Origin of the sequence: Cetobacterium sp. (assembly GCF_048470075.1) — a bacterium.
GTDB lineage: Bacteria > Fusobacteriota > Fusobacteriia > Fusobacteriales > Fusobacteriaceae > Cetobacterium_A.
Genome location: NZ_DBGBQB010000394.1, coordinates 1 through 3,709 on the forward strand (window position 1 = coordinate 1; position 3,709 = coordinate 3,709).

The following is a 3,709-nucleotide window of genomic DNA, read 5'->3' on the forward strand; positions in this document are numbered from 1 at the left end:
ATACGCTGGTATCTTTATGATATTTAAAGGGATATTTATAGTATTAAATATTTTATTTAATAGAAAAATATTCCCAAGTTTAGTTGATTTTAGTTTAGGATCAGGAGTTATAGATTTACTATTTGGTATTCTTTTAATTACTTTACCATTCTTCTCACAACAATTTATATTCCTATGTATAGCTTGGTATATCTTGTTCAGTGGTGCAAATCTTATACTATCTGCATTCTACTTTAAAAGAGCACAGTAATAAATTTTTCAACCAAATATAATAAAAGTGGGTAAGACATTAAATGTCTACCCACTTTTTTATTTTTTAACTATTAACCGCTCTTTTTCTCCATCTAGTTCCACTATCTCTCCAAATTCTAGTGTTAGCATTGGAGTGCAGTGCCCTGATTTTAAATTATAGCATACTGGTTTTTTTAAAGTTTTAAAATGGCTATCAAAAACCTCTTGTAAGGACATATCATCCTCGCTGGATTTATTACAATTAGCAAAATCTCCCAAAATCACTCCAGAAACCCTATTAAAAATTCCTAAGTTTTTTAATTGCCAAAGCATTCTGTCAATTTTGTATGTTGATTCACCTATGTCCTCTATAAATAGTATTTTATCCCTATAGTCTAAATCATACTCTGTACATAAACTGGATACTAATACTGCTAAATTTCCTCCTACTAACTGTCCACTTCCCTTTAATTTATTATAGAAAAATAGCTTTTCATTAAAGTTATCTACTACATAGTCCTCTCTAGCGTCCATCACTTTTATAAAGTTATTTAAAGTTTCCATATTATAGCTTCCAGAAAAATTACTTACAGCCATTGGTCCATGAAAAGTTTTTAAGTTACATTTTTTAAAAAATGCCATATGCAAAGAGGTGATATCGCTATACCCTATAAAAGGCTTAGGATTTTTTTTAATATTTTCATAATCTAGAAGTGTAAGCATTCTAATGCCTCCATATCCTCCTCTAACACACATTATAGCATCTATATCTCTATCCTGAAAAAAATTGTTAATATCTTTGGCTCTATCTTCATCTGTTCCAGCAAAGGAGTACCATACACTCTCAACACTCTTTCCAATTTTTATATTGAATCCAAGCTCCTCTAGATTCTTGATGGCTTCCTTTAACTTTTCTCTATTTACGCTACTTGCTGGAGCTATCAAACCTATTGTATCCCCTTTTTTTAATCTTTTCATAGTATCACCTTTTAACTAAACATAAGGTTACAAATCCACACTGCTGCCAAAATTCCAGCTATATCAGCTAAAAGTCCAGCTGCAACCGCATGTCTTGTTTTTCTGATACTAACAGCACCAAAATAAACTGCTAAAACATAGAATGTAGTTTCTGTTGAGCCCATCATAACTGATGCCATTCTTCCAATCATAGAATCTGGACCATGAGTTATAAATATATCATTTAGAATTCCAGTTGATCCTCCACCTGAAAGTGGTCTCATTATAGCCATAGGTAAAACCTCTCCTGGCATACCTATAAACTCTAAAATTGGGTTCAGATATCTTATTATTACATCAATAGCCCCTGAACTTCTAAAAACTCCTATTGCCACTAACATAGCGACTAAAAATGGTATTATTCTAATCGCTGTTGAGAACCCCTCTTTTGCTCCTTCACAGAACACTTCATATACTTTTACTTTTTTAACAAAATAAGCATATGAAACTATCAGTAATATGATTAAAGGAATTGCATATAGAGATATTTTTTCCATTATTAGTGTAAACATTACTTATCCCCCCCTGCAACTTCAGGTTTCAATACTGATTCTCTTTTAAAGCTCGGTAATTTTTGTAAAACTTTACATGAAACAATAGCCACTACTGTAGATATTGCTGTCGCTATAATTGTAGGAGCTATTATCTCCGTTACATTGGCTGAATTGGCTGCAGCTCTATACGCTATTACACTTGATGAAATAAGAGTTACTGAAGATGTATTTATAGCTAAAAATAATACCATAGCATCTGTTGCTTCCTCTTTATTGTCATTTAGTTCCTGTAACTCTTGCATTGCTTTTATCCCTAAAGGTGTAGCGGCATTTCCTAATCCAAAAAAATTTGCTGCCACATTTGCAACAATACTTCCAACTGCTGGATGATCCTCTGGAATCTCTGGAAATAGTCTTTTCATTATAGGTCTTAGTCCTCTACCTAGAGCCTTTACTAACCCAGCCTCCTCAGCAACTTTCATCAACCCTAACCAAAAAGACATTATTCCAATAAGTCCTATTGCAATTTCCACCGCCGTTTTTGATGATGATATAACAGAATCTGTCACTGCCTGTACATTTCCTGTAAACATTGAAATGACAATTCCAATTAATATAAGTCCTAACCATATTGCGTTTATCATAGTTATTTCCCTCCCTTTTATTCTTTTTCTGTAATTTTATTTGATAAATAAAATAATATAGCAACTATTATGATATTTACAGACGAAAGTGCTGCACCTTCTAAAAGTTTTTTATCTGAAAAAAGTGAATAGTTCACTAAGGCAATAGTTGGGAAATCCCTTCCTAACTGCATTGAATATGATATTGTAAACTCTCCTAATATTATTGCAAAGATTTGTAAATAAGTTCCTAGAAAAACATTTTTTAAAATTGGACACTCTATTAATAAAAACGTTTTTAAAGGGGATAATGCATCTATTTTAGCTAAATCCTGTATATCCTTTGGAAACTCTCTCACATATTGGTACATAAAAGAGTATGCCACTGGAACTGTAACTAAAAAATATCCTATAACTAAAAGTATCCATAACTTTATATCATAAAGTATATTTATATATATCAGTGCTATTCCTAAAAAAGCACTTGAGAATCCCATTGTAGAGAAAACAACAGCACTTGTAACTCGAGTGAAATTTTTAAGAAGTAGATACGTAAATATTATTACAAATATAGGTGTTATTGAAGCTAGGAGCAAAGAGTTCCTAATACCTTGTAGCACTGGATAATAGATATTAAAGTCCTTTGAAAATAGCCTATAGAATCCCTCCAATGAGAATTTTCCAATATAGTAGTTATAAAACCCGTAGAACACTCCCATTAAAACAACTGAACACTCTATAATCAAGTATGCGGTTGTTGATATAGAGGTCATTAAAGATACCCTTTTCTCTCTATAATCCTCTCTTAACTCATATGGTGGATATAGATCTCCCATGAGATTTAAAGCTATTAAAAAGATAAATTGTACCGCTCCTAAAACAAGTGCTTTTGAAAAGTTTGCATCTCTTAAAAGTGTATTAGCTATCTCCACCTCTAAGTTGGAATATCTAATACCTCCAAGTGCAAGTACTATTCCAAAAGAGGCAAAGGTGTAGATAAAAACTAGAAACATACCTCTAAAAACTTGTGGAAACATCAGTGGTAATTTTATTTTAAAGAAAATTCCAATCTCATTTAAGCCATCTATTTTTCCAGCTTCAATAATATTTTTAGGAATATTTCTCATACCTTCACTTAAATATTTAATCATAATGGGACTGTTATAAAAGACATTTGCCAAAATTATAGCTTTTAACGTATATAAGATATTAAAATTTTTAAAAATTGATAAGTTAAATATAAGGGTAAAAGCAACTACCGTAGAAATTGTTGGAAAGAAAAATGGAATAAATATCAATCCCTCTAACATCTTTGTAAGAATATTTTTTTTATAACTCATATAG

At 31.3% G+C, this 3,709-nt stretch carries 5 protein-coding genes; 1 reads left to right on the plus strand and 4 read right to left on the minus strand.

Annotated features, from left to right (window positions below):
* A partial coding sequence (locus ACMOUI_RS13655; protein ID WP_418966243.1) for a DUF308 domain-containing protein occupies nt 1–250 on the plus strand: 250 nt, incomplete at its 5' end.
* A gap of 59 nt (nt 251–309) precedes the next feature.
* Here the strand turns inward: ACMOUI_RS13655 and ACMOUI_RS13660 are convergent.
* From ACMOUI_RS13660 to ACMOUI_RS13675, 4 genes are all read right to left on the minus strand, one after another.
* On the minus strand, nt 310–1,209 hold the full coding sequence (locus ACMOUI_RS13660) for a S66 peptidase family protein (RefSeq protein ID WP_418966244.1): 900 nt from the start codon (nt 1,207–1,209) through the stop codon (nt 310–312).
* 11 nt (nt 1,210–1,220) lie between these two features.
* Nucleotides 1,221–1,760: a spore maturation protein gene (locus ACMOUI_RS13665; protein ID WP_418966245.1), complete on the minus strand. Its 540-nt coding sequence runs from the start codon at nt 1,758–1,760 to the stop codon at nt 1,221–1,223.
* Entirely contained in the window at nt 1,760–2,386 is a 627-nt protein-coding gene (locus ACMOUI_RS13670) for a nucleoside recognition domain-containing protein (RefSeq protein ID WP_418966246.1), read from the minus strand. Before ACMOUI_RS13670 ends, ACMOUI_RS13665 begins: the two co-directional genes overlap by 1 nt.
* 17 nt (nt 2,387–2,403) lie before the next feature.
* The coding region (locus ACMOUI_RS13675) for an ABC transporter permease (protein ID WP_418966247.1) at nt 2,404–3,709 on the minus strand (1,306 nt) is incomplete at its 5' end.

Bases quoted from the DNA above. Each gene is read 5' to 3' on its own strand.
- ACMOUI_RS13660 (WP_418966244.1), bottom strand. From the start codon at position 1,209: ATGAAAAGATTAAAAAAAGGGGATACAATAGGTTTGATAGCTCCAGCA.
- ACMOUI_RS13665 (WP_418966245.1), bottom strand. From the start codon at position 1,760: ATGTTTACACTAATAATGGAAAAAATATCTCTATATGCAATTCCTTTA.
- ACMOUI_RS13670 (WP_418966246.1), bottom strand. From the start codon at position 2,386: ATGATAAACGCAATATGGTTAGGACTTATATTAATTGGAATTGTCATT.